20 protein-coding genes are annotated in these 23,351 nt (G+C 43.0%); 12 read left to right on the top strand and 8 right to left on the bottom strand.

Annotation, left to right across the window (positions count from 1 at the left end):
• Positions 1-2 precede the first annotated feature (2 nt).
• Genes ACWB0I_RS04515 through ACWB0I_RS04525 form a run of 3 tightly spaced genes read right to left on the bottom strand, consistent with a single transcriptional unit; the run spans position 3 to position 4,271 of the window.
• Complete coding sequence (locus tag ACWB0I_RS04515; RefSeq protein ID WP_479386845.1) at positions 3-1,694, bottom strand: hypothetical protein; 1,692 nt, start codon at positions 1,692-1,694, stop codon at positions 3-5.
• Positions 1,695-1,713: 19 nt separating this feature from the next.
• Entirely contained in the window at positions 1,714-3,375 is a 1,662-nt protein-coding gene (locus tag ACWB0I_RS04520; RefSeq protein WP_479386846.1) for a cytochrome c3 family protein, read from the bottom strand.
• A gap of 11 nt (positions 3,376-3,386) precedes the next feature.
• Positions 3,387-4,271, bottom strand: a complete 885-nt coding sequence (locus tag ACWB0I_RS04525; protein WP_479386847.1) for a hypothetical protein — start codon at positions 4,269-4,271, stop codon at positions 3,387-3,389.
• A gap of 380 nt (positions 4,272-4,651) precedes the next feature.
• Here ACWB0I_RS04525 and ACWB0I_RS04530 point away from each other — a divergent pair, with 380 nt between their 5' ends.
• Entirely contained in the window at positions 4,652-5,035 is a 384-nt protein-coding gene (locus tag ACWB0I_RS04530) for a hypothetical protein (RefSeq protein ID WP_479386848.1), read from the top strand.
• Positions 5,036-5,037: 2 nt separating this feature from the next.
• Here the strand turns inward: ACWB0I_RS04530 and ACWB0I_RS04535 are convergent, their stop codons facing one another.
• Together ACWB0I_RS04535 and ACWB0I_RS04540 are read right to left on the bottom strand one after the other, a co-directional pair.
• Entirely contained in the window at positions 5,038-5,268 is a 231-nt protein-coding gene (locus ACWB0I_RS04535; RefSeq protein ID WP_479386849.1) for a hypothetical protein, read from the bottom strand.
• Positions 5,269-5,273: 5 nt separating this feature from the next.
• A complete protein-coding gene (locus ACWB0I_RS04540; RefSeq protein WP_479386850.1) occupies positions 5,274-6,299 on the bottom strand; it encodes a trypsin-like serine protease in 1,026 nt (341 codons plus the stop codon).
• A 445-nt stretch (positions 6,300-6,744) separates the two neighbouring features.
• Between ACWB0I_RS04540 and ACWB0I_RS04545 the strand changes: the two genes are divergently transcribed.
• The 3 genes from ACWB0I_RS04545 (at position 6,745) to ACWB0I_RS04555 (ending at position 9,502) form a co-directional block, all read left to right on the top strand.
• Entirely contained in the window at positions 6,745-7,374 is a 630-nt protein-coding gene (locus ACWB0I_RS04545) for a SatD family protein (RefSeq protein ID WP_479386851.1), read from the top strand.
• Positions 7,375-7,383: 9 nt separating this feature from the next.
• Entirely contained in the window at positions 7,384-8,091 is a 708-nt protein-coding gene (locus ACWB0I_RS04550; protein WP_479386852.1) for a hypothetical protein, read from the top strand.
• Between the two features lie 574 nt (positions 8,092-8,665).
• Positions 8,666-9,502, top strand: coding sequence for a GGDEF domain-containing protein (locus tag ACWB0I_RS04555; protein WP_479386853.1), 837 nt, complete (start codon positions 8,666-8,668; stop codon positions 9,500-9,502).
• A gap of 80 nt (positions 9,503-9,582) precedes the next feature.
• Here ACWB0I_RS04555 and ACWB0I_RS04560 read toward each other — a convergent pair whose 3' ends face one another.
• Entirely contained in the window at positions 9,583-10,404 is an 822-nt protein-coding gene (locus tag ACWB0I_RS04560) for a hypothetical protein (protein ID WP_479386854.1), read from the bottom strand.
• Positions 10,405-10,504: 100 nt separating this feature from the next.
• On the opposite strand from ACWB0I_RS04560, the gene ACWB0I_RS04565 reads away from it, so the two are divergent.
• Both ACWB0I_RS04565 and ACWB0I_RS04570 read left to right on the top strand, forming a co-directional pair.
• Entirely contained in the window at positions 10,505-11,188 is a 684-nt protein-coding gene (locus ACWB0I_RS04565) for an inorganic pyrophosphatase (RefSeq protein ID WP_479386855.1), read from the top strand.
• Between the two features lie 338 nt (positions 11,189-11,526).
• Entirely contained in the window at positions 11,527-13,053 is a 1,527-nt protein-coding gene (locus ACWB0I_RS04570) for an HAL/PAL/TAL family ammonia-lyase (RefSeq protein ID WP_479386856.1), read from the top strand.
• 1,055 nt (positions 13,054-14,108) lie between these two features.
• Here the strand turns inward: ACWB0I_RS04570 and ACWB0I_RS04575 are convergent.
• A complete protein-coding gene (locus tag ACWB0I_RS04575) occupies positions 14,109-14,300 on the bottom strand; it encodes a hypothetical protein (RefSeq protein ID WP_479386857.1) in 192 nt (63 codons plus the stop codon).
• Between the two features lie 290 nt (positions 14,301-14,590).
• Entirely contained in the window at positions 14,591-16,795 is a 2,205-nt protein-coding gene (locus ACWB0I_RS04580; protein ID WP_479386858.1) for a T9SS type A sorting domain-containing protein, read from the bottom strand.
• A 370-nt stretch (positions 16,796-17,165) separates the two neighbouring features.
• Here ACWB0I_RS04580 and ACWB0I_RS04585 point away from each other — a divergent pair, with 370 nt between their 5' ends.
• The 6 genes from ACWB0I_RS04585 to ACWB0I_RS04610 all read left to right on the top strand — a co-directional run bounded on the left by ACWB0I_RS04585 (position 17,166) and on the right by ACWB0I_RS04610 (position 23,345).
• Positions 17,166-17,846: a tetratricopeptide repeat protein gene (locus ACWB0I_RS04585; RefSeq protein WP_479386859.1), complete on the top strand. Its 681-nt coding sequence runs from the start codon at positions 17,166-17,168 to the stop codon at positions 17,844-17,846.
• Positions 17,846-19,027, top strand: a complete 1,182-nt coding sequence (locus ACWB0I_RS04590) for an aspartate aminotransferase family protein (protein ID WP_479386860.1) — start codon at positions 17,846-17,848, stop codon at positions 19,025-19,027. Before ACWB0I_RS04585 ends, ACWB0I_RS04590 begins: the two co-directional genes overlap by 1 nt.
• 15 nt (positions 19,028-19,042) lie before the next feature.
• Positions 19,043-19,954 carry a hypothetical protein gene (locus tag ACWB0I_RS04595; RefSeq protein ID WP_479386861.1) on the top strand — a complete coding sequence of 304 codons (912 nt, stop codon included), beginning with the start codon at positions 19,043-19,045 and terminating at the stop codon, positions 19,952-19,954.
• 15 nt (positions 19,955-19,969) lie between these two features.
• Positions 19,970-21,067, top strand: a complete 1,098-nt coding sequence (locus tag ACWB0I_RS04600; protein ID WP_479386862.1) for an ABC transporter ATP-binding protein — start codon at positions 19,970-19,972, stop codon at positions 21,065-21,067.
• A gap of 10 nt (positions 21,068-21,077) precedes the next feature.
• A complete protein-coding gene (locus tag ACWB0I_RS04605) occupies positions 21,078-22,454 on the top strand; it encodes a tryptophanase (protein ID WP_479386863.1) in 1,377 nt (458 codons plus the stop codon).
• Between the two features lie 174 nt (positions 22,455-22,628).
• Positions 22,629-23,345 (top strand): SIR2 family NAD-dependent protein deacylase, encoded by a 717-nt coding sequence (locus ACWB0I_RS04610; protein WP_479386864.1) that lies wholly within the window; start codon positions 22,629-22,631, stop codon positions 23,343-23,345.
• Positions 23,346-23,351 lie beyond the last annotated feature (6 nt).

Raw genomic sequence — 23,351 nt, forward strand, 5'->3', positions numbered from 1 at the left:
ACTTAATCACCTTCCTCTCTTCCCCGTGGATGGCAATCATAGCAGGCGCGGCTTTCATAAACATAATTACTCACTTCTCTGTGTTTATCATCCATCTTGGTTCTATTGTGTTCATGACAGGTTATGCATTCGAATTGCGAATAATCGGCGCTGTTCACATGACAGTCGGCGCAAGTGTTCCATTCTCCTTGATGTTTTCCCGAATAAATGGGGAAATATTGAGCGTCATGATCCCATTTGGCCGGACTCCAGCCCGTCGTGGAATGGCAATCCTGGCAGGTGATCGGAAAGTTAGCGGCCTGATGGTCTGGATCGGTGGTCTGATCGTAATCCTGCTGATGGCACGAAGCGCAATCGGTAGGCGTATTCTGATAGCCATTCTGATGACAATCGATGCACTGTACATTTTGATGGGCGCCGGTTAGCGGAAAGTTCGTCTGGTTGTGATCAAAGGTTGCCGGGCTCCAGGCCGTAGTTGAATGGCAGATAGTACAGTCGTGGCTAAAATTGCTTTGCTGATGATCTGGATCGCTGGTCTGGTTAAAATCATTCTCATGGCATGAAAAACATTCCGCTGAAATGCCGGAATACTGTCCGCCAGTATGGCAATCTTCACAGGCCAGGTTTTGATGAGCACCTGTGAGAGGAAACGCTGTGCGGTTGTGATCGAAATCTGCCGGAGACCAGGCTTCCTGGTTGTGACACACCAGGCAATCCTGTGGGAAATGGCCATTAACATGATCGGGATTTGTGGTCTGGTTGTAATTTTTCTGGTGGCAACCATAACAATCCCGCGGCAAACCACGTATTTGATTATTGACATGGCAATCAATGCACTGTACCTCTTGCGAACGGGCATGCACACCGACCAGGGCAAAACCGCTGACCGCTAAATGGTCAAACACACTGCGTTCCCACTTTTGAATCGTATGGCACTCTTCACAATTGGTAGGAAAACCAAAAAGGGAATGGTTAGGATTGGTAGTTTGTTCATATTGTGACTGATGACAGGCGTAGCATTCCACTGGTACTCCCTGAAACCGATCGCTATGGCAATCAATACATTCAAGTTTACCGTGCCCGCCCACAAGAGGAAACTGCTGGCTATGCTCATAGACCGCCTGCTTCCAGGAGGAGGCGTTGATCAGATGGCAGCCTTCGCACTGCAAAGAAAAACGAGCCTTCTGATGCGAAGGATTGATAGTCTTCATAAAATCCTTGATATGACATTGCTGGCACTCCACGCTCTTTAAAGTGAAGTCCTGGCGGTCTTCCCGATCATGACAGGATTGACAATCAATTGTAGCATGGATGCCATAGAGTGGAAAGCGCGTATTCTGGTGGATTTCAAATATTTCAAAACGGTTCTCCCAGCTTTTTGGAGAATGACAGCGTTCACACGCATTTCCCATCCGTCCCTGATGTACATCCTGATGACAATCAATGCAATTGTGCCCGATATGAGAAAAGACAAGAGAAGTGTGACATCCCTGGCAATCCACCTGACGATGCGCTCCTAAAAGACTGAAGCCTGTCGAATTGTGGTCAAAAATAATATGCTGTGGGTCAACTTTCCAATTCTCGGTATTGTGGCAAAGAATGCAATCCATATTAAAATCTGGGCCATGGACAAAGTTTGCAGGCTGTTGGGCTGTTACCATGGAAAACAGCAATACAACGAGTAACCAGTACATCAGTTCACTCCTGATTGTTTTATATTTTTCCATGGCACGCTTTGCAGGTAAGGGAGAGGGGTTTATATTTTACAACGCTTTTACCGTTGGTAATGGTCTTTTTATGGCAATCGGAACAGGGAACTTTTGTGTGTGCTCCGGAAAGTTTGAACCGTGAATCCTTATTATGATCAAACTTGCGCGCTTGCCAGTCCTGCGGGGTGTGGCAGCGTTGGCACTCTACACTTCCTGACGCGGTTTTGAATTGCCCGGCATGCTTATCTTCGTGACAATCCTGGCATTGATCGGACACGCCCCGAAATTTAAAGATACCACGCGCATCAGGCTGGTGACATTCCCTGCAGACCACCTTTTTATGGCGCCCCTCTAACCTGAAGTCAGTCAGGTTATGGTTGAAGGTAATCAAATCCCAGCGTTCAACACTATGACAATGCTCACAACTTTTCATTATATTTTTGGGAGAAACCATGTTTAAAAATTTATCTACCTGATTCTCATGCGGATTTTTATGGCACACAACACACCGCGTGCTTTCAAACCGGAATTGAATCGTCTCCCGCGGAGTACCGGCGTCTATTTTTTTATGACAGGCAATGCAAGGAACAGCCTGGTGGGCGCCGTACAGTGGGTAATTGGTTTTCTGATGATCTTTCATAGTAAAAGTGGAGGGTGAAAAGCCTTCAACCGTATGGCAACGCTCACAGTAGCCCTTTGACTTACTATTGGCCATTTGTCCTTTATGATAATCCTGATGGCAATCCGTACAGGATTTAAACCGTGCAATCTTCCACGATGCAGTCGTTTTGTGGCAATTTTTGCATTCAACCGTTTGGTGTTTCCCGCGTAAAGGAAAAGGAGTTAGATCGTGATTAAATGTTTTTTTGTTGTAGGCTTTCCAGCTCTGTGTAGTATGGCATTTCTGGCAAGTTTGCCAGAATCGACCCGCATGTGGATCTTTATGACAATCATTGCACCTGTTAAAGTGTTGTACGTTAAAATCGAGATAGGCCCTGTCTGTTCCAAGGGGACGATCCGTTCTAACTTGATGACATTGCTGGCATTTTACTTTTTGGTGGAGTCCGGTGAGCTTAAATTGCGTTTTATTGTGATCAAATTTCGGCACAGGCTTCCAGGCTTTCATATTATGACAATTCAGACAATTTTCGTTCATCTGACCGCGATGTTCGTCAATATGACAGGAAAGGCATTGGGAGTTCAGACCCAAAAATGTACGTTTTAAATCTTTACTCTGATCGATTAATGCTTTTTGGTTTTTAATATGTTTCGCATTGTGGCAATCTTCGCACTTTAATGCGCTGTGCGCTCCCTGTAGCTCGTAACCCGTTTTACTATGTTCAAACTTTTCCTTACCCCCTTTCCAATACACCAATTCTGCATTTCTACCCTGATGCTCAATATGGCAATCCTGGCACTTTTTGTATTCTTTATTGGCATGCAGCCCTTTACCCTGTTGAATTCTTTCTTTTAACAATTTATGGCAATCCAGGCAGCGATCGCCCGACAACTGCTGCCCACTGATGTGGCACTTTGTACAATTTTCAACGCCTTCTAAATTTTTATGCGCTTTGTGCAATTTACCAGGTGATAATTGTCCAAAAGAAAGAGAACAAAACAGCATTAGGAATAAAAATCCAATGATGTATATTCTTAAAAACATCATGCCCCCTCAAGTTAAAACCAGGTATATCCTAACCAGACTGCAATGCCAATGTGGATAACCATAATTAAGTACATCAACACAGCAAATGGTTTATGGATCACATGCCAGTAATGAAAAATCTGTTGAATTTGGTTTAAAAAATGAATGCGTTGCTCCAGTTTCGCCTGTTGCACCGTTACATCGATTAATGTCTTTATTTTCTTTTTCGAAATTTTCAGTTTCGCCCCTACTTTTCTGGTAATGTATGGTCGTTTAAAAAAAAGGATCATGTCAATAAAAAGTAAAGAAACAAACACCTTAAAAAAAGATTGGGAAGTAAAATGAACACCGATCTCTTCCTCCAGGGTTACAAATTCCTGGTCCGTTAGCTGATAATCCGCTTTTATTTGTTCTTTCATTTTATTGTTCAATCTTAAAGCTTTTTCTTTACTCAGTTCAATACCCACGATATTCCGCGGAATTTGGACATAAATAAAACGGCCAAAAACACCAGATAGGGCCACTGCAATCATCGACCAAAAGCTCACGGCTACCAGGCCGTTCAATTTGAAAGTTGTGTGCAAAATGACAAAGAGCGGCCCCATTATTCCCAAAAAGATATGAAAATTTAGCCAGCGATTCAGAGCACCCCATCTTCTAAACATCTTAACTCTTTTACGAATTGAATAGGCCAGCAGTGCAATCATCATCAATGAGCCAAGAATGCCCAATCCATGACTTATGGTGCCGCCCGGCTTTAATTCCTGATAGTGTAGATGTCGGATTCTTTGCTGTAACGGTAAGCGATAGTAATCCCAGCCGGAATACATAAAATAGACCAGAAAACCAATGGAGACGAGGTAAAGTCCGATCATGAAATATTTGAATATTTTATTTTTCAGTTGTTGTGTAGGCATATCACTACACTCCTTTATAAGTAACCATGTCTATTATGTTAAATTTCGCCCTGCCAGACTAACCAATCGACTTACAGGTCGACCTACGCAGTATTAATCGACTAAAATTAATTTTTTTTTTAAACCCAAAATAGAATTCAAATTATTCCTTTTAATTTCCATCCCAAAATTCCGTTAGTAATTATTTTCTAGTTATTTTATTGATTTTTTGTTTAAAAAACGAAATGTTACATTAAGAAAACAATCAAAATTAAAATATTGTAGCAAGATTTTATGGCGCTCTACCCCCCTTTAGGTTTATTGAATTAAGCGCAATATTTTTTTGTTTTTATCTGGTATGAAATTTGTTTATATTTTTGTATTGAAAGGAGGATGTCAGAGTGAAAGGGCTACCATTTATTACCTTATTGTTACTGATCGTATTTGCCGGGAGCTCAGTAATCCGGGCTCAGGACAGCACAAAGGTCAAAAAACAACATCCGTCTCTTAATTTTGTGGACAAAAATGGCGATGGTTACAACGACAATGCTCCTGATCATGATGGAGACGGGATCCCCAATGGTCTCGATCCGGACTGGTTGAAGAGCAAACACAAAAAACGCCCGGCCTTCAGAGACCTGGATGGCGACGGCATTAATGATTTTCTGCAACATCGCGGAAAAGGGAAAAAGGGCTTTTTGCAGGGCCGGCGGCCCCGCATCAGAGGCCTTGAACCTGGCGGGCATCACCCTCCCTTCAAGCAAAAAATGAAGGGACGGAAATAGATTTACAGGGCCTGGATTGGTCCGCTAATCTTTAACTCAACCGGAATGCCTTCAATCTCTACCGGAATCATGGTTTGTACTTCGAGCGAAAATTCCGTTACAGAAACCACGAGTCCGGCTCTCCCCTTTTCAGTTTGACCGATACCTACCGCCACCACGCCAGGAATCTTTAACCACTCTTTTTCCACTCTTTTTTTAAGTTCTCTGATCTTTTGATAATCCGCGTCTTTCATTTTCTTTAATAACGAATAATATCGACATTAAGAGCAGAAAATACATTTTGAATACGATTGATCACCGTAGTGGAACTACTGCCGGCAAAAAGCAGGCCCACTATTTCGCTATTCAAATTGAGAACCGCGGAACCGCTATCACCGCCAGCGCTCATATTACCGGCCATCAGTTGATCTACAAAAACAGCCTTTTTATCGTCGCCATAACTGACGGTCACCGTAACGTCAATCTGTTCAATTTCTCCAGTAGTCCAGCCTGTCGTGCGTCCGCTCTTTTGTATTTTCATTCCCAACTCCGCCTCGGCCACATCCTGAATACTTCCCAATTCCGCAATTTCATTACCCACATCATCCGGATTTAAAGGTTGGGCAATCGCGCAATCCACTAAATTTTCCGTGGCCTGCGTATCGAGTTCACGCACGGCTTTTAAGCGGGTTCGGCTGCCGAACAGAGAAGCCAGAGCGTTCAAAACACCGCTTACCGTCTGTCCGATTGAACATGTGCTATTACCGCCATTTTCGTCTTCGAAATGGATGGGGACAAACTCGCTTAGACGCGCCAGATGGTCGTCCGGATAAGAGCCGCCATCATACGGCCCCGGCTGTAAAATGGGATCTCCAATCTCCGCTTCATTGCTGTTGGCCAGCACATGATTGTTCGACAGGATGTACACCTCGCCATCTCGTTGCACCAGGCAGCCCAGCGTCCCGGCGGTAATGTTGATATGCCCGATACTGACGCCCCCAGGAGCCGGACGATATCTGGCTGTGTGATCAAATAAGGCGTGTATGATACCCGTTGGTTTTACATCCGTGGGCAAACCATTAATACTCGAAGGTAGCAGTTCGCTTTCCAGTAAACGCTGTTTGGATACTTTTGTGTCAACAGAACAGATTACCGCCAGTTCATCAGTCTTTACGCCATTCACCACTTTATAACCAATCCCTGTTGCAACTACATGCGGTTTTTTATGCAATTCCCTGCGATATTCCTTAATAATTTCCCGGGCAGTTGAAATATTGATAGCCATAAAATCCTCCTCCCAATGTTGGTTGTCTTTAGAGTTCTGAAAAATGCGCATCTATATCATTTCGAAAAATCTTTTAACCTAAACACAAAAACAAAAGATTTTTCATCGTCCTGATTCTAATAACTCCTCGAAATGACACTAAAATTTACATCTTGCAGAATTCTATGGTTATCTTATTTTACGAGTAGAAAACTCTGGAGTCAAGTTTTTATAAAAAATTTGACAATATAAAAATATTTCTTATATTGTGCGCATAATAAGAAAATTACTTATATCGAACCAATTATAAGGTATCAGCTTATAGAAGGTCGGAACAGGAGCCCGGAGATCGCAAAATGGTTTTGGGAAGAGCAGAAACTGCCGTGATGGCCGGCATGTCTGTTTCGCCCATTTTTGCCAGAAGTGATCTCTGACGCGTGTAGTCTGGGAATAAAGAGACAGAGCGATGAAATATTATTTTGTAATAATTGGCGACATCATTAAATCAAGACAGATGCCAGACCGCAGCCTGGTACAGGAAAAATTTTCTTCCGCTATTGACCACTGGAAGATCAGAGAAAAAGAAAAATTTCTTTCTCCCCCTACCCTGACTATTGGTGATGAATTTCAGGCTGTGTGCAAATCTACCGTTAACCTTTTTCTGGCTCTGCACCAGTTTGAGGCTGAGATGCAACCAGTGGAAATGCGTTTTGGACTCGGATTGGGTTCAATTGCGACGCCAATTAATCAAAAGGCTGCCATTGGAATGGACGGCAGCGCCTTTCATAATGCCAGAACAGCGATTGAGACCGCCCGTAAAGAAAATCGCAGATATGTGCTCATCTCTTCTCCGCAATCGGAGATCAGCACAGCCTGGCAGCTATTATTGCAGTGGATTGATCTAACACTTCGTGGCTGGCCGTCTGAAAAACGGAAAATATTGCTTTTACACAGACAGGGAAAGCGGCAGAAAGAAATTGCCCGAATTTTAAACATCTCCCAACCGGCTGTTTCACAACACATTAACAGAGAAAATTTCTCACTGCTTTTGAAAAGTGAACTATATTTGGAAGAACAAATAGAGACTTTGCTTTAGAGAGGCGTTATGCAAAATGCATTAATTTACTTAATCCTGTTTTTCCTGGGCCGACTTTTTTTTCTGGATATGAATCAGGTAATAAAAGGCGAAAAAACGCCTAAAAAGAATATCTGGTATCGAATTCTTCTGGCTCTTGGATTGTTTGTTTTTATTCCCAATGCCTGGCTGGCTCTGATCTATTTTGGTTTCTATTTTTTCTTTACAATGCTTGACACATTGGTGACACCTCAAAATACCGGCCGTCGCATACTCTGGTACGCTGCACTCATTGTGGCTCCTTTTCTGGTTGCACTGTGGCCTTTTCATCTGCCAGTGGGGCAAATGATTCCTGGCTGGATTCCAGAAACGGAAAATACGGAACATCTGCTCACGATTTTTTTGGGTTACATCCTTATTTTGAAAGAGGGTACTATTGTAATCCGTTTGGCGCTCAACGGGTTAAAAACAACGCCGGTTTCCGACGATCAACAGGAGACCGATCAGGATGAATATGAACGGGGCAAGTGGATTGGTATTTTAGAACGCACATTCATCTATTTTTTGATTATCTTCGATCAAATTGGAGCCATTGCCCTGATTGTGGCCCTGAAATCTCTGGCTCGTTTTAACGAACTAAATAAAAGACCTTTTGCCGAATATTTTTTGATCGGATCTTTTTTAAGTTTGTTGGTGGCTGCCTTGCCGGCGGTTATCGTTCGTTTGCTTTTTAACTAAGGCAGCAGAGCCACAAACAAAAGCGTCAGTAACTTTTTAAATTATTACAAAACGCTAATTTGGAATACTTCCCTCAAAAGAGGTAATGCATTAGTGTGCGAAAATTTTTGTGCTGTGTGAGGGAATAAATCTATTGAACCGTTGAATTGTTGATTTGTTGAATGGTTGTAGCTATCCTGCCATAGAATTTATATTCTTAACAGAATTTGATTTTTTATTAATGAAACTAAATCTTAAGCCGACCGTAAATAGTGTAAGCACTTCTTTGAACACCCCTGCTCCACTGGAGCAAAATCCCGATAGTTTTTCTATCGGGATTTTTTATTTGCACCCTCGGAACTAAATAGCTCATATTTACGTTTGAAGCTATGGAAATTCAAACATTGCGTTTTTATCAGATTGTCCTGGAGTATGAATTTAAAAACCTACAGGGAAGTGAATTAAAAATTTAATTTTTGGATTTACTATCCGATACTAATATTAGCGGTTCCAAAAGTAACTTCAACGCTCTGCCACCGCTGTCAGATACTCTGCCGTACCTTTTTAAAACGGTAAATCAATATTGGAGGCCACAATGAATTTGATCATGTTAATGATCCAAAAACTAAAAACGCTGCCCTCCTATTTTTACAGCCTGTCTGCCCTGTTATTATTAGGACTTATTTCGTATTTCGATTTGACCATTGATCATAATCTTTTCATCCTCTACCTTGTTCCAGTTAGTCTGACCATCTTTTTAGCCCCCAGGATGCACGGATTAATCGTTTCTGTGCTCTCCCTGGCGGTTTATCTGCTGGTTAATATTCATTGGAAAGTCTCAGATCCATCAACGTTTAATCTGGCTACCAATGGGCTGTTATTCTTCTGGATCAGTTTTATTAGTTTGCAATTGAAAACACAAATGGACCTGAGCAGGGCCAGACGCTTTGAGGATGAATTAACCGGAGGGTTGAGCAAAGCCCTTTTTTTACAAAGGGCTGAGGAAGAATTGCATCGCAGTCATCGCTACAAAAGGCCAATTACTCTGGCCTATCTGGATTGTTCAAAATTGAAGGCCGTTCGCCAGGATCAAAGCTTTAAGTATGAAAAAGAGATTCTGCAGAACATTGCACAAATTATGAAACAGAATTTGCGAAAAACAGACCTATTTACGCGTGTTGATGAGGATAACTTTTTAATTATGTTGCCGGATGTTAATGCCGGTGGGGCCCGCACAGCCTTACAAAAAATTCAGTCACTCATTCGCTTAAAATCCATTGCCGCTAACTGGCCCCTGGAATTTAACATCGGCGCAATCACCTTTAATCAGCCGCCCCTGGATATGAATGCAGTGCTTGAGTCGGTCAGCGCTATGGCCCAGACGCCAAAAAATGAAGCGAATTTTTTGCAACATCAACAACTCTACAATTGATTTTGAAAGCTCACGGAACGTGAAGACGCGTACACAGTAGTGCTCAGGCTTTACGGATGCCGTAATATCTCCTATTCACTTCACAGCTTGCTGGTCTCCACCTGCATGGTCTGGTAATTGAATTCTGATCCCATCACACTGTGGGGAATCAAATAAACGACAAACATAACCACAACGGCCATGATGACCCAATATTTTGCTTTTGTAGTTCCTTTCCGCCAGACCTGCCAAAAGGCAATGAGCCAGAAAATCAGAACAATCAAGGTCTTATTATCGGTCAGATCCCAGCCAAAGGGAATGCCCGTCCACAGGGCGCCAAAAGCAAACTTCTGAACAAGTGGGCCCAAGATCATCCCGCCTAAAAACAGAATGGCGCTGGTGAGTAAAGTAAATGTTTTTAATCTTTCGCCTTCTGTCAACGCTTCAAAAAAGCAATACATAGCCAGCAACATGCTCAAAAACATGAACAGTACATGGGGAATCAAAACATAAAGCGGAACCTTTCCTTTAAAACGAATAACCACCGCATTCTTTTCCGGAAGAGTGATTTGTTGGCGTCCATCGGTTATTTGTACAAAATATTCTAATTTACCGGCAGGGGGTTGGGCAGGCAGCTCTCCTTTAAGCAAGCCGTTCTGTCGTGACATGGGTACTACCATCCAATCTTCATCCACTTTAAATCGCCGGAAATGGAGTTCAGCATGAACAGAGGTATCGGGAATGGCTAGCTGAATTGTCTGCGGACTGAACCCGGCATGGCTTCGGGGGAATTTGAATTTGTAAACCGTTTCATGAATCGTAACTTTCACCTTAATTGGATAGGTAGGACCGGTCACACGCTGGTAAATCGCTGCGGAAACTGTTAAAACAACGGCTAATAGCCATTTTACTGCATTACTCATGCCTTCCTCCGAAAAAATTGGACTGGATTAGGAAATATTTTGTCAATAGATTTAATTATAAACATGTTAACTAAAAAATTCAAATGAATGAGAGGAAGCTATGGCTGGAAAAGACAAACAGGTGTTATCATTGATGGGCTTGCTGTTCAGAGCTCATCCCTGGCACGGGGTCGATGTGGGCGAAGAAGCGCCAGAGATTGTCAACGCCTACATCGAAATGGTGCCTACCGATACAGTAAAATACGAACTGGACAAGACTTCCGGACTATTAAAAGTAGATCGCCCTCAGCGCTTTTCCTCCATGCCGCCCATGTTGTACGGCTTCATTCCACGCACCTATTCCGGCAAAAGCAGCGCTCAGTACTGCAATAAAAAAACAGGGCGTAATGACATCATCGGCGATGGCGACCCGATCGACATTTGCGTTTTAACAGAACGCCCCATTACCAAAAGCAATATCCTGGTTCCTGCCGTGGTCATCGGTGGCATTCGAATGATCGACAACAATGAAGCCGATGATAAAATCGTGGCCTACCTTAAAAACGACATTATTTTTCAGAAATGGAAAGATATTGGCGATGTACCGGCTCCGTTGATCGAGCGACTGCGTCACTACTTTCTGACCTACAAAGATATTCCGGGCAGCGAAAAGCATCGGACAGAGATAACGGGCATTTACAACCGGGAAGAAGCCTTTGAGGTCATTCGCAGAGGCCGTAAAGATTATGACCAAAAATTTGCCGATATTGGCGAGGCTCTGAATCTGGCGCTAAAAATCCGATAACGTGCAGAACGGGCCAGCTTTCTGATTTTGTTAAACATGGTAATTGTTGCAGTGCAAGGCATTGAGCCCATCCTGCCTGGCTTAAACAGAGTGGTACCCTTTTAGCCCTGTGCATTAATATGAGCATGCAGATCGTCTCTATTTTTGATAAGGGCCGGCGAAACCTTGAACAGCCCCTTTTCTCAGAAAAGATTATGTCCCATCTCAAGCGCCATTTCTCTCTCCGGGTGCGCCCGATCATATTTTGTAAAAAATTTATTTAAACTATGGAATACAAATCATATTCTTTGTAATTTTCGTTTGTTAAGCTCTTTTTAAACCAAACGAAAGGATGAACGATGGCCATTGTTCTTGACGGAAACCATTTAACGATTGAAAAGTTGGTTCGGATTGCGCGCTTTAACGAAAAGGTTGAACTGGCCGATGAGGCTTTGCAACGCATCAAGGCCTGTAGAACCATGTTGGAGAAGAAGATTGCAGCGCGGGAGGTCATGTACGGTATTAACACCGGCATTGGAGAATTTTCTGAAGTCATTCTTAGCGACGAACAGGTGGAGCAATTTCAAAAATATTTAATTTACAATCACGCGGCAGGCATCGGCGAGCCAGCGCCTGTTGAATATGTTCGTGCGGCCATGGCCAGCAGAATTAATGTACACGCTAAAGGACGTTCCGGCGTTCGGCCGGCGATCACCTTAACCCTGGTGGAAATGCTGAACAAAGGAGTAACACCTGTTGTTTGTCAAAAGGGATCCGTAGGCGCCAGCGGCGACCTGGCCCCCATGTCGCAGATTGCCCTGTTAATGCTGGGCGAAGGCGAGGCCTTTTACCAGGGCCAGCGTTTGCCGGGTAAAGTAGCCATGGACAGAGCCGGCATTCGGATTCCTGGCCTGAAAGCACGCGATGGACTGGCCACGATCAATGGTTCCAATTTGTTAACGGCCATGAGCGCCCTGCAGCTTTACGACATGGAGCGCTGGTTGCGTCAGGCTGAGATCGCTGCTGCCATGTCGCTGGAGGCCCTGTTAGCCAATCTCAAACCGTATGATGAACGCCTGCATCAGGCTCGGGGATTCAAAGGCGCGGTACGCAGCGCCCGGGCCATCCGCAAATGTCTGGAGGGCAGCGATTTGTACACCGGAAATATCAAACAACGGGTGCAGGACGCCTACTCCATGCGTTCGACCCCGCAGGTGATTGGAGCGGCCCACGATGCTCTCGACTACGCCTGGAGCCAGGTGGAAATTGAACTCAACGGAGTGGGCGATAATCCTGTGTTTTTTGTGGAAGACGAACTCACCTTAACCGGCGCTAATTTCCAGGGTACGCCGGTTTCATTGCCCATGGACATGGTAGGAGCAGCCATTACCATGGTCAGCGTCATGTCCGAGCGACGCATGAATCGCCTGAACAATCCGGCGCTCAGCGCAGGCTTGCCTCCCTTTTTAACCAAAGGCGCCGGCATGTTTTCCGGCCTGATGCTCAGTCAATACACAGCCGACCACCTGATCGTGGAACAACGCATTCTCTCCATGCCGGCTTCCATTCAATCCATTCCGGCAGCGGCCGACCAGGAAGATTTCGTGTCCATGGGGATGAACACGGCCATTAAGAATGATCAGATTCTGGACAACGCCTACGGTGTATTAGGAATCGAGTTCATGGCTGCAGCCCAGGCCCTCGATTTTAGAGAGCACCGGTTTGGCAAAGGCGTGCAAACGGCCCACAAAGTGATACGCAAATATGTGCCCTATCTGGATGAAGACCGGCCCCTCTACCCGGATCACACAAAAATGAAAGGGCTGGTCAAATCCGCAGAAATTTTAGAAACGGTTGAACAGGTAATCGGCAGTTTAAAAACTTGAACCAGCTCCGTTTGTGAGGTTAACAGTGGATGACGCTTTTTTTAAATCTTTTCATGCGTCATCCACGGATTACCTCCAAATTTTTAGAAGCCAAGTCTTTCCTGCAATAACACAATGGGGGGTTCCCGTTATTCCTCTGCCAACAATTCGCATGCGTAACGTAACTCGAGCTTCAGCTCGAGACCTCCACTGTTTCCCCTCTCGCCGATTTTCGGCAAGAGGTGGCTGGGGAGTGATGGTAATTTTTTTAAAACATGCTTTGTGATCTTTGTGACTTCTTTGCGACCTCAGCGGTTTTTAAAGGTTACGGCTATGCTGCCTTAGAATACTTTCCTTCAGAAGATGTAATGCAATAGCGTGCGAAAATTTTTGTGCCGTGTGGTGGATTGAAACTGATGAATTGTTGATTTGTTGAATGGTTGAATGAGCATCGGGCTGACATTCTGAATTCACACTGATCGTGAATGGGGCCATGAAAGAAAATCTTCAACACAGGTGGTAAGCCTTCCCCCTCTCCCAGATTTTCATTCTGGGATAGGGGGATCGAGGGGGTGAGGGCTAATTCGTGAAATGACTTCTACTGTTGGATGGGAAGAGTTAAGAGCATAAGAGTGTAAGAGTTAAAGGGTTCCAGGGAACCTGCCTGTTATTTTTTAAAGAAATTTTTTGGTTGCGGCTTTGCTGCCTTAGAGTAAAACTCAGAAAAGCTGCGCAATTTGCTCCCCCTTCCCTTTATTAAAATAAGGGAAGGGGGCGGGGGGCTAGGATCTTAAGCACAAAAATTTTCGCACGCTAATGCGCAATATCTTACGAAGGAAGCATTCTACGACAGTAAAGCCACAATGAGAAGTGAGCAAAATTTATTAAATTACGATTATTTTCCAGCAACCTTCTCAGTATGTTTAACCAGCCGGACAGGTTTATCCGACCAAAGGACAGAGCCATCCGGACAGGCCCGCCAGTCTGGCAAGGCTCAGCCTGACAGGTCTGGACGGTGTCAGCCGGGAAGGCGTTCCATTCCGGTTCCTCCGCTGGGTTCTCATTAAAGGAAGGAATTAACACAAAAAATTGGACTTGACTAACCAGCCTAAAATAGGGATCAAAAACTGAAAGAGACCGAAATGGAAGGCCAGACGAAAAGTAGCGCGTTTCTCTCGCGTAAAACCTGAAGCCGCGGCCGAAAGTGAAACGGTCATGGCGTCCATGGCCAGAGCCAGGCTGATGAGTCCGATTTCTGCAAACGTCAACTTTGATCCCTGCTTATTCACAAAAAAAGAAAATTAGCACAAAGAAACATGTAAGGCAAAATTTACCTTTTAAATTAAAACTAACAGTTAGGAGGCATTTAGAATATTTTTTACTACGTTTACAAAATAACCTTCGTAGAGTAGAGTGTGGCGTAAAAGCAAAAAATCATGTAAAGAATCGCAAAATCGAACAATTCCCTCTATATGCCGTTCTTAAAATCATGTTTGCAGAATGAGAATTTTGCAAACCATAAGCCACCTTTTTGAGTAACTTTGCTTGCAATAAAAGTTTATTTAATTAACAACATTTTTCCTGATTTCTTAAGTAACTTGCCACTACCGCTGTTACTTCTAAATTCCAATTGATAAATGTACACCCCGGATGATAACTCGACAGCATTAAAATGAATCCTATGTTTTCCTGCTAATAAGTTTCCTCTTAATATTGTTCTTATTTTTTGACCGAGTATATTGTAAATATTAAGTGTTACTAATCCGGAAAACGGAATTTGAAAAACAATAGTAGTAGCCTGGTTAAACGGATTGGGATAGTTTTGAAAAAGCAAAAAATCTTCAGGAACAGAGTTTGTCGCTACATTTGTCAAATAACGGTCAAATACATATAAACCATCGTCATTATCACTTAAATAAATGAATTTATCATCTACTGCAATCGCCTGGGCAATGTCCAATGTAGAGTAATTCCCAATTTCCTGAATGTCCCCCGTCTTGTCAAAACTATAAACTCTTAAACCGTTATGATAATCAGCAGAAAAAATTACATTCTCTGTAATTTCAATTTCTGTTAAATATCCATGTGTGAAAGTGTTTGTTGAAAGTTCTACCGGATTTGTTAAATCGGAAATATCAAAAAGACTCATTTTTAATAATTCCTGATTTGCACTGATTTCAAAATATGCAATCACCAGTATGTTTAAAAAAACGTCAAAAGAAGTAATCCATTTTTTGTTCAATTCACTCAGTAATTCTGGCTGATGTGGATCTTTAATTTTGTAAATTCTGATTCCTGCTTGATTTAAATAGAACAAAACAGAATCTACTACCTGAATATCCCGGCCAAAATCGTTCGCTTCATTTGATTCGAAAACGACTACAGGTTGTTCAGCTTGGGAAACATCCAGAATTATTAAACCTTTGTTTCTATCGGCCACAAATAAGTGATTTCCGCTATAGTTCAGATGGTAGCCACCAATACTATCTAAAAATGCAATCTCTTTAGGTTGCTTGAGATCAGAAACATCCACAACGTAAAGCCCTTTGGAAGTATTCAAAAGGTAAGCGCGTTGCTCATGAACAACTAAATCACTTAGATCAAAAGGTGTAAAGTGCGAGTTATCAAGCGAGCTAAATGGAAATAGCATGTATTTTAGGTTAATCGTTTTCAATTCGAAAATTTTTAATCCACATTTTCCATTGGCTAAAAATACTAATGAATCTTTTACAAACAAGCCTCTGGAGGCCCCCCCTGTTTTTTCTTGATGAATAAGTTCAATATGTTGAGGTTCGCTAATTATGTACTTTAACAAACCATTGTAATTATCAACAACATACAAAATATCATGATCGATCATTAATTGTTTTGGATCATCTGCCGCTAATCGGGAATTGAGAATTCGAGGATTCTCTGCATCCTTAACATCGACAACCATAATACCATTACCCAGATCGGAAAAGTAGCCTACAAAAGCTATGGAGTCATTTACAGTTACACCATTTGTCCCGGACCTGCAATCAGTAGGTACAGCAAGGCTGGATTTTATTTCAGGATTTGAAACATCAGATACATCAATTACAAAAAATTCTCCTGAACAACAGATGCAGGTGGTGAAAGAATTACCGGCCACATAAAGATAGTTATCTCTCCAGGCAAAACGAGAAGGATATTGTGTAAAAAGATCAAGCGTGGATATTAAAGTCAAAGAGTCTGGAGCATGCAATTTAAAGATTTTTAGCTCATAACTACCAACAATTAAAATCGAATCTTTTAATGCTAAGGAAAAGACGGGAATATCCAGACTTTTTAAAAACTCGGGTTGCCTGGCATTACTCACATCAAAAATGAGCAACGAGTGATTGGTGCCGATGTAAAGGAAATTTTTATTTAAAACCATGTATTCTGCTCTTCCGTATTCATCTAAAGCAAAGGAAGCAATCTCCTCAAATTTGCTTAACGATAGCTGGTAAATACTCATGTTATTTTTTCTTCCCAGAATAAAAAGGAGAGAGTCGCTGTAGATCATCTGCTTGGCAATGGTATTGATTTTGTAAAATAAACGTAATGGAGCCATGATAGGAGATTCGATTACGCTGATAGATGCGCCATGTGCAAGAAATTTGCCGCCATAAAAGCCAGGGCAAATGTCGGTAGCCGGCCCTTCTGGCCAGTGCGTAATCAAATTGAAATTCTGATTCTGTGAATGTAGGTTAGAAAAAAATAAGAAGAGCGTAATAAAAATCAGGGTAAGGCGTTTCATTCAGATCACCTCCCTTAGATTGAATAGCATTCTAATTTACGACAATAATAAAACATTACAAAAACCAGGCCAATCTCAAAATACTACAATTACAAAAAAAAAGAGAGACATGAAGAATAAGAAAACGAACTATCTACACTTAAGGCGAAAAATTTTCGTGCTCTTTTTGAAATTACAAGTTGCCCTAACAGATATTAAAACAGTGATGAATCTAAATAATTGTTTTTGTTTCAAAACATATTAAATTTAGAAAAATCAGAATAATTTTTGAATTAAATTTCTATTTGATTCTATCCATTTCAATCTTTAAATTTGTTACTTTTAATTATTTACGAAAAAATTAAAACCGAAGTGAAAGAGGAGAAGGTCCATGTTAAAGCCACAAAAGAAAAAGATTACCAAAAAAAATTTGAAAGAAGATAAATTTGTCGAGTCGGCCTTAAAAGCAAAAACCTATTTTGAAGAAAATCAAAAACAGGTTACTATAGCGGTGGTAGCCATTCTGGCGCTGGTTGTGCTGATCATGGTTTACAGAAATTATCATGAAACGCGGCTGGAGAAAGCCAACGCATTGCTGGGACTGGCACAGGTTGAATATCAGAACATGAACTACAGCAAAGCCCGTCAGTTTCTCACACGTCTGTTCGAAGAATATGATGGCACCGATGCAGCTACTCAGGGCTATTTTGTGCTGGCCAATCTGAATTACCAGCAAGGCAAATATGAAGAAGCTGAAACCGCTTTTAAAAAATTCATTGATGAATATGATGGAAGTCCCATTCTCAAAGCCTCCGGATATGCCGGTTATGCATCCTGTCTGGAACATCGAGGCGCGCACGAGGAGGCGGCCCGCTACTATTTAAAAGCCCAAAAAATGGCGCCCGATTTCATTGAGGCTTCCAATTATCTCTATTTAGCCGGTCGTAATTTTGTGAAAGCCGGTAAAATCGATGAAGCGCGCGATGCCTTTCAATTAATCGTAGAAAAATACAAAAAGTCAAAACGGTTTAACGACGCGAAAGCAGAACTCATATTGCTGGCCCAAAAATAATGGATACCTCTTCCCATCCAGCTCAGCCTTTTTTAAATGTTTATAAACGCTTTCCTTTCGAAATCGAAAGAGGGGAGGGCGTTTACTTATTTGATACCCGGGGACGCGCCTATCTCGATTTTCTCTCTGGTATTGCTGTCAATGCACTTGGCCATCAGCACCCTCTGATTGAGCAGGCCATCTTAAAGCAACTCAAAAGAAATCTGCATCTCAGCAACTATTTTGTTCAGGACATTCAGATCGATCTGTCCCGTCGGTTATTGCAGCTTACGGGATACGACCGGGTATTTTTAACCAACAGCGGCGCCGAAGCCATCGAAGGCTTGCTCAAGATCGCCAAAAAATGGGGAAATTTAAATCACAAACAGGAAATACTGGCTTTACAGGGCAGTTTCCATGGGCGAACTCTGGGGGCCCTTTCCATTACCATGCAGGAAAAATATCAAAAAAGCTTTTTGCCTTTATTAGCCAACTGCCGGGCCATCCCCGTAAACGATGTCGAGGCTTTAAAAACCGCAGTGAATGAACGTACATTAGGCATCTTTTACGAAGGGATCATGGGCGAAGGAGGAGTTCGCCCGCTTGATGCGCAATTTTTAAAGACTATGTACCGGTTAAGGCAAGATTTTGATTTCCTGATTTTTGCAGACGAAATTCAGACAGGAGTGGGGCGCACCGGTTTTTTCTATTATTTTCAAAAGCACGGTTTTCAGCCTGACGGGTTTGCTACGGCCAAAGGATTAGGCGGCGGACTGCCCCTGGGCGCCTTTGTGATCAATGAAAAACTGGCCAATGTTTTGAATGTGGGAGAACATGGCACCACCTTTGGCGGGAATCCTCTGGCCTGCGCCAGTGGATTGACAGCGGTTTCTTTCATATCGGAAAAAGAATTTCTGAATCACGTAAAAGAGATGGGCATCTATTTTAAACAGCAACTGCAAACGCTGGCTGCCAGCTTCCATGAACAGGTGGCCGAGGTTCGCGGCGAAGGCTTGATGGTAGGTCTGGAATTGAAAGAACGGGCGCCAGAGATGATGTTTGCCGCAGCCGAACAGGGTTTGTTGTGCAATGTTGCCGGCGGAAATACTTTGCGTTTTGTCCCACCGTTAATCATACAAAAAGAACACATTGACCAGGCAATAGATACATTGTACAAAACATTCCACCAGGTGTTTGGCTAAACAGGAGAAAGCAATTTGCTTTTTGACTATCTTTTCATTGTAACGCTCGCTTTGGAATGGACTGCTGTCTTTGCCCTCTTTCTTCTAAAAAGACGTTTACTCCAGACAAGCAACGACAGCTTCAAAGCCCGGGCCTGGTTGGACCTGGTTGTTACAGGTCCCTTTTTAGGGATCATCTTTTTAAAAATTTTGCATGTTGTATTGCTGATCGCTCAACTTCAGCAAAAGGCCATGGATAATCACATGGTGCTGCAAACGGCAGTACATATCTTGTGGCAATTGCTGGTCTGCGCCATGTATTTTTATTTGATCTTTAAATTCAGTATTAGAAAAAATTTTCAACAGCGCTTTGCCCTTACGCTTTCCAAAAACATCTTTGCGCAACTGGTTTTCGTTGCCATCTGGGATATGATGGGCGGATTGTTCATCTACTTTTTGCTTAGTGCTAACCTGCTGTTAGGGCAATTTGAGCTAGAACACGTAAGCGTTCCTTTCCAGGAACCGGCCTGGTCTGCTTTGTATTTACTGGGTCTGGCCATCATTGCTATGGGAAGTTTACTATCCTTCTGGAATTTGAAAAAAGAGACCAACAAGTTTAGTTTAACGCTTTACAGTTTCAACTACCTGGTGTTGATCATTTTCTGCCTGTTTACTGTTATTCATTACCAAAATTTACTGTTTGCAGACCTGCGGCAAATCCTGAATCAGTTTCATCTTTTTTTGGCAGTTTTGTCCTGGATAATTATATTTCTGTTCAGTGTAGTCGTTTTCTTGATGATGATTCAATTGTATTACAACAGGCAAAAAGTAAAAACCGGTTTTCAATATCAGTACCTGATGTACAATCTGTCTCGTTTGCATCTCTGGAGCGAGCTGGGATTGACGTTCACGGTTGCTGTGCCGGTTCTCTTTTTCATATATTATTAGCAAAAGGAGAATAAAATGGCCTCGGTCAAACTGGAACATGTTTACAAAGTTTATGATAACAAGGTAACGGCCATCAATGACGCCAATCTGGATATTAAAGACAAAGAATTCGTCGTACTGGTTGGGCCATCCGGCTGTGGTAAATCGACTTTGTTACGCATGATAGCCGGATTGGAGGAAGTGACTCGCGGAAACATTTACATCGGTGAGCAACTGGTTAACGATGTGCCACCGAAAGATCGCAATATTGCCATGGTTTTTCAGAATTACGCCCTGTATCCTCACATGACCGTTTTTGACAACATGGCCTTTGGTTTAAAATTGCGTAAATTTCCTAAGGAAGAAATTAAAAAACGGGTTCATGAGGCGGCGCAGCTTTTGGGTTTAACCGATTTTCTGGATCGCAAGCCCAAAGCTCTTTCCGGAGGGCAAAGGCAACGCGTAGCTGTGGGAAGGGCTATTGTCCGACAACCGCAGGTCTTTTTGTTTGACGAGCCCCTGAGCAATCTGGATGCCAAATTGCGTGTTCAGATGCGCATCGAAATCAGCAAACTTCATCAGCGGCTAGCCACAACTATGATTTACGTAACGCACGATCAGGTGGAAGCCATGACCATGGGCGACCGCATTGTGGTTTTAAAAGATGGTTTTATTCAACAGGTAGCTTCTCCGCTGGAGCTGTACAACAATCCCGTCAATCTGTTTGTGGCCGGTTTTATCGGTAGTCCGGCCATGAATTTTATTCAAGGTGAATTACAACGTAATGGCCAATTAAAATTTAAAGCCCCTGACCTGGAACTGAATTTAAACAAAGAGCACGAACAGAGATTGAAATCCTACAATAAAAATGAGATCATTTTAGGCATCAGACCGGAACATTTTCAGATCATTGCCGACCCTCAATTACAGAGCTGGCCGCAAATCGAAGCCGAAATCGAGGTCATTGAGCCCATGGGTTCCGAAACCTATGCCTACCTGAAATGCGGTCGTACGCTCATAAATGCCCGTTTTCAGCCATCAGATCAGATCCGCGTAGGCAATACCCTGAGAATGGCCGTGCAACCAGACAAACTACACTTCTTTGATCCTGAAACGGAAAAGGTCATTAAATAGGGAGACATCCATGAGATTTCCTGCTGAACCATTCCGCATAAAGGTGGTAGAACCGTTAAAAATTACCAGCGAACAGGAACGGGAAAGATTGATCAAAGAGGCCGGCTACAATATCTTTATGCTACCGGCCGAATCCATTTACATCGATTTGCTTACAGACTCCGGCACGTCGGCCATGAGCGACAATCAGTGGGCCGGATTAATGCTGGGCGATGAATCTTATGCAGGCAGTAAGAATTATTATCATTTCGAACAGACCGTGCGCCAGATATTTGGCTTTAAAAACATTATTCCAACCCATCAAGGTCGAGTGGCCGAAAACTTACTCTTCTCCAATATTTTAAAAGAAGGCGATGTGGTACCCAATAACATTCATTTTGACACCACCCGAGCCAATGTTGAATATCACGGCGCTCAGGCCATTGATTGCGTCATTGACGAAGGACTGGACCCACAGAACCCGCATCCTTTCAAGGGCAACATGGATCTGGCTAAACTGGAACAGGCCATCCAGCGCTTTGGTAAAGAGCATGTACCTATCATCATACTGACGGTAACCAATAACAGCGGGGGAGGGCAGCCGGTTTCCATGCAAAATATCAGAGAAGTGAGCGCCCTGGCCCATCAGTACGACATCCCATTCTTTTTCGATGCCTGTCGTTTTGCCGAAAATTGTTACTTCATCAAGGAACGGGAAGAAGGCTATCAGGACAAGTCCATTTTGCAAATTGCTCAGGAAATGTTTAGCTATGCCGATGGTTGCACTATGAGCGCCAAGAAAGATGGCCTGGTCAATATCGGTGGATTTCTGGCTTTGAACGATGACGAATGGGCCCAGCGCATTACCAATATGCTCATTCTGATCGAAGGTTTTAAAACCTATGGCGGATTGGCCGGACGCGACCTGGAAGCCATTGCCCGGGGATTAAAAGAAGTGCTGGATGAAAATTATCTGCGCTTTCGTGTAAACCAGACGCGTTATTTGGGCGAAATGCTCGATGAACAGGGGATTCCCATTGTTAAGCCGGTAGGCGGCCATGCTGTTTACATCGACGCCAAACAGTTTTTACCGCACATTCCTGCGCATCAATTTCCTGGCCAGGCGCTGGTGGTGGAACTCTATAAAAAAGCGGGCATTCGCGCCGTGGAAATTGGCAGCCTGATGATGGCCAAGAAAGATCCTCAAACCGGCGAGATGATTCCTCCTAAATTAGAGTTGGTTCGTCTGGCAATCCCCAGGCGCGTTTACACCAACATGCATATGCAATACGTGGCCGAAGCCCTCATTCAGATTTACCAGGAACGGGATAAATTGAGTGGTTTTACCATCGAATACGAGTCTGAATTCTTGAGGCATTTTACGGCCCGTTTAAAACCTGTTGAATAAACCGACTGCTTCAGAATCAATAAGGGCCCGGAGGCCTGTAGAAAAATGCAAAAGGTGAGGGGAACAGCGAGACCTATTTCAAAAGAAAGATGAGTAAATACAATAGAGGCTCTACCAGCGGGGTAGAGTAAAAGAAAAATATTCGGGTGTTAAAAATTGCCTTGAAAGGGTGGCATGTTTTCCAATAAATTTATCCAGCGTTTTTTAAAAGCCTGTCAAATTGTTGTTTTGACAGGAGATACTTTGTGTACTGAATCGCATGACAACTTTATTCAGGGGAACAATAACCAGCTCAAAGAGTTGTTTACTATGAATCGTTTAACCCGGGATGAACAAAAATTCTGGGAAAATGTGAAACGCATTCGACAGGAATTTAAAGCCTTGAAACCCAATTTAGGACATTATGCGCTGGTGGATCTGGAAAATCGTTTTGAGGATTTTACATTGATTACCACTTCCATTGACGGCTTACATCGCAGAGCCGGAAATAAAAAATTGATCGAACTGCGCGGCAATATTCACCGTAACGTTTGCCTGAAGTGTCATACGTCATTTTTCCATCTGAGAGAAGGCGATCCCATAATTCCATTGTGTCCTTCCTGTGGGCAGAAAGCCAGACCGGATGTACTACTAAATGACGAATCGATTGATGAGACCATCTTAAAAAGAGCGCAGCAGGCAGCGGCCGAAGCCGAGCTCTTTATCACGGTGTGCCTGAATGACGTCCATCAGGATCATCAAGCTTTACCTTTAATTGCCAAAGCCAATGGCGCTTACCTGGTTGAATTAAATCTTCGGCCCACGCCATTAACCGATCATATGGATGAATTTGTGGATGAAAATCCGGCCAAATTACTAACCGGGCTGGCGCTCTTGTTAGAGAAAATTTAATTTAGG

It is taken from the genome of Caldithrix sp. (assembly GCF_056497305.1).